This is a genomic window from uncultured Campylobacter sp. (assembly GCF_937996225.1).
In the GTDB taxonomy this organism is placed as follows: domain Bacteria; phylum Campylobacterota; class Campylobacteria; order Campylobacterales; family Campylobacteraceae; genus Campylobacter_B.
In genome coordinates, this window is sequence record NZ_CALKTC010000061.1 from 1 (window position 1) to 3,782 (window position 3,782).

The 3,782-nt window shown below is 46.6% G+C and carries 3 protein-coding genes; 2 read left to right on the forward strand and 1 reads right to left on the reverse strand.

Annotated features, from left to right (window positions below):
• Window positions 1-222: 222 nt before the first annotated feature.
• Entirely contained in the window at window positions 223-858 is a 636-nt protein-coding gene (locus Q0174_RS07145; RefSeq protein ID WP_298042846.1) for an NlpC/P60 family protein, read from the reverse strand.
• A gap of 123 nt (window positions 859-981) precedes the next feature.
• Here Q0174_RS07145 and murA point away from each other — a divergent pair, with 123 nt between their 5' ends.
• Both murA and Q0174_RS07155 read left to right on the forward strand, forming a co-directional pair.
• A complete protein-coding gene (murA, locus tag Q0174_RS07150) occupies window positions 982-2,250 on the forward strand; it encodes a UDP-N-acetylglucosamine 1-carboxyvinyltransferase (protein WP_298042847.1) in 1,269 nt (422 codons plus the stop codon).
• A 234-nt stretch (window positions 2,251-2,484) separates the two neighbouring features.
• Window positions 2,485-3,666: a molybdopterin molybdotransferase MoeA gene (locus Q0174_RS07155; protein ID WP_298042848.1), complete on the forward strand. Its 1,182-nt coding sequence runs from the start codon at window positions 2,485-2,487 to the stop codon at window positions 3,664-3,666.
• Window positions 3,667-3,782: the final 116 nt, after the last annotated feature.

Below are 3,782 nucleotides of genomic sequence, written 5' to 3' on the forward strand. Positions count from 1 at the left end.
TAAAATTTGATTAGAATTTTAGGAATTTAATAAATTCTACAAAGCTAGGTTACAGCTAAAATCCCAAGCTAAATTATCTGCAAAATTTTACTTGAAATTCTAGAGCCTAAATCAAACCGCCGCGAATTTTTAAAAGGTCTAGCAAAATTCCATAAATTTAACAAATTTCAAAAGTTATGAAAAGATTTCCAAAAAAAATATGGTGAAAGAATTTTAAAAATTCTAGTTATTTACTCGTCCGTATCCTGCGAAGCGGTTCGATGCTAGGCAGCTTATGCGGTCTTTGCCGCAGCGGACGATATAGCTATTTTCCATCTTTTGCCCCGCTACATGGACGTTTTTCTTATTTAAATTTACGAAGTCCGCTTGATTTCTACCACGAGTATTGTGGACGAATTTCACGCGACCATCGGCATAGATCTCGCGCACGATACCGATATGGCTGATTTCGTTATTGACCTTGCCTTTGTTAGAACGCAAGGTGTTTTGAAAAAACACCAAATCCCCCACTCGCGGCGTATTGCTGAGTAAATTTTTACGGCTGTAATAATTATATATTGCTTGGGATTTGCGTCCGTTTGTGAAGTACTTCGGCAGATCTTTTGAATTGAAAAATAAATCATCGTATTTATCATTTAGCACGGTGATAAATCCGCTACAGTCCCCTCCAGCACGAGTGCCAGTGTAATCGTCCACAGATGCGATTAGCGGGCGGTTAAACTCGCTTCCTGGCACCGAAGTTATTCCTTCTTCATGATCGTTTAAGACATACGCTTGCTGGCTGCCGGTAGACGGGGCTTTTGAGGAGCAACCGACCAGCAAAAACGCACCCAAAGCGCAAATAATTAGTTGTTTCATATAAAATCCTTATAAAATTATGTAACGATTAAATTTGTGCGCAATTTTAGCGCCTGGCGGTAACAAAATGGTAACTTTAAAGCTAAATTCTGTATAATCGCCGAAATTTTACACGGAGAAATCATGCATTATCTACGAATTAACGGGGGCAAAAAACTAAGCGGCAGCGTCAAAATAAGCGGTGCAAAAAACGCTGCATTGCCGCTCATAGCCCTATCTATACTTTCAAAAAACGAAGTCGTAATTAAAAATTTACCCGCGGTTTCCGATATCCACACGCTAATTCAGCTGCTTTCAAATTTAGGCGCAAAGTGCGAGTTTCTTGGCGCCAACACCGCCAAAATCGATCCGCGCGAGGTAAGCTCGACCAAGGCAATCTACGACATAGTGCGTAAAATGCGCGCTTCGATCTTGGTGCTGGGGCCGCTTTTAGCGCGGTTTAGACACTGCGAGGTAAGCCTTCCGGGGGGCTGCGCGATCGGCGCCAGACCGATCGATCTGCACCTTAGCGCGCTTGAAAAGATGGGCGCGGAGGTTAAGATCGAGCAGGGTTACGTCGTTTGCACCGCAAAAAAGGGTCTTAAGGGCGCGACTATAAATTTTGACAAAATTACCGTTACCGGCACCGAAAATATCGTAATGGCGGCTGCCTTAGCAAGCGGCACCACTCATATCATAAACGCGGCAAAAGAGCCCGAAGTGATCGCCGTTTGCAACGCATTAAAAAACGCAGGCATCGACATAGAGGGCATCGGCACGAACGAAATCCTCATCAAAGGAAGCGGCGGCGAGCTTTTAAGCTTGAACGAAATTTCGATCATTCCCGATCGCATCGAAGCAGGCACCTATCTGTGCGCAGGCGCAATCACCGGCTCCCGCATCACGATCACCCGCGCTTGCGCAGCTCATCTTGGCGCCGTGCTTGCAAAATTTGAGGATATGGGCTTTAGATTTGAAATTTCAAACGGCGGCGGCGAGATCACGATCCTGCCCGCCTCAAAGATCAAACCAGTTGAGATCATCACGAGCGAATATCCGGGCTTTCCTACCGATATGCAGGCGCAGTTTATGGCGCTTGCGTGCATCTCCTCGGGCGTCAGCACCATCGACGAGAGGCTTTTTGAAAACCGCTTCATGCACGTTAGCGAACTTTCAAGAATGGGCGCAGATATCCGCCTAAACGGACACATCGCGACGATTAGCGGCGGCAAGCTAAACGGCGCGGACGTTATGGCGACCGATCTGCGCGCCAGCTCGGCACTCGTTTTAGCCGCCCTTGCGGCGCGCGGCGAGAGTAAAATACATAGAATTTACCACCTGGATCGCGGATATGAGAGACTAGAGGCTAAGCTTGGTGCGCTTGGCGCGGACATACAGAGGCTCGAGGAATGAAGACTTCGGAATAAAATCTTGCGCAAGCAAGCAAAGTGGAATTTTACGAGCGAAATGTTTTGAAATTTTAAGTAACACTAGCATTAAAATAAGGCAATTGAGCCCGTAAAATTTCGCGCATTTATTTGGGTAAAATTTTGCTTTGCAAGCTTTGGCGCAACATAAAATTTAAGGTCACGCGAAGTATTAACTGCGCGAATTTAAAATGTAAAAAAATGATAAAAAGGACTTAAAATGATAGGAATAAATGAGGCTATAGATTTGGCTACGGCTAGAATCACATCAAGCAGGCGGAGCGAAATGGTGCCTCTTCCCAGCGCCTTAGGTCGTATCCTTTCTAGCGATATTTCTGCGATTAAAAACCTGCCCTGCTTCGATAATTCGGCGCTTGACGGCTATGCCTATGCGGCGGACTTCAAAGACGAAGAGCTAAAAATCGTAGAGCCTACGATTTTTGCGGGAGATGAGAAATTTTACGAAATCAAGGCTACGCAAGCGCAAAAGATAATGACCGGCGCGCCAATGCCTGCGGGCGCAGACTCTGTCGCGAGGCTAGAGGATGTAGACACGCAAGGTGGAACTCTAAAAATCCCTGCTTTCGTTCATGCTCACGACGGCTTTCGTAAAAAAGGCGAGGAGGTGCGCGCGGGCGAGCTTTTATTGCGCCGTGGCGAAATTTTAAACCCTGCTAAAATCATGCTTCTTGCCGCGCAAGGAATTTACGAAGTAAGCGTTTACGCGCGTCCTAAAATCGCCCTATTTTCCAGTGGAAACGAACTAAAAGAGCCGTGGCAGAGCGCAAGTGAGCGCGAAATTTATAACGCCAACTCTAGTGGCATTGCTGCATTGCTGCAAAAATACGGCTTTGAAAATGAGTATTTAGGGATTTTAAAGGATGATTTTAGCGCGGTATGCGAGGCGCTAGACGCTGCTACGCGTAAATTTGACGTGCTAATTACCAGCGGCGGTGCAAGCGCCGGGGAGGCGGATTTTATGCAAAGTGCTATGAGTGAACTTGGATTTTTGCAGGTTTTCGATCACATTGATATCAAGCCCGGCCGTCCCAGCAAGTGCTTCGCAAAAGACGGCAAATTCGTCTTTGCAATGGCGGGCAATCCGATGGCTGCTTTCGTGCTTACGCGCGCAGTCATACTGCCGATACTATTTAAGCTTAGCGGCGCAAGCGAGGCTTTTAGCGCAGAAGCGGCGATCTATGCCAAGCTCGCAAGCGATCTGAAGCTAAAAAGCGGCAGAGTAAATTTAACCGTAGGCGCATATGAAGGCGGAGTTTTTACGCCTATGCCGTCACCTTCGGGGCGCATCAGGCCGCTGGCTGCGGCATCGCATTTTTTCTTGGCTGATCCCGAATGCGACAAAGTTCGCGCTGGAGAAATCGTAAAAATTTATGAAATTTAAGCGAGAAATTATTGACAAATGAAAATTTATAGGCTACAATCGCGCTTTATTTTTACCGCATGCGGGAATAGCTCAGTGGTAGAGCGCAACCTTGCCATGGTTGATGTCGCGAGTTC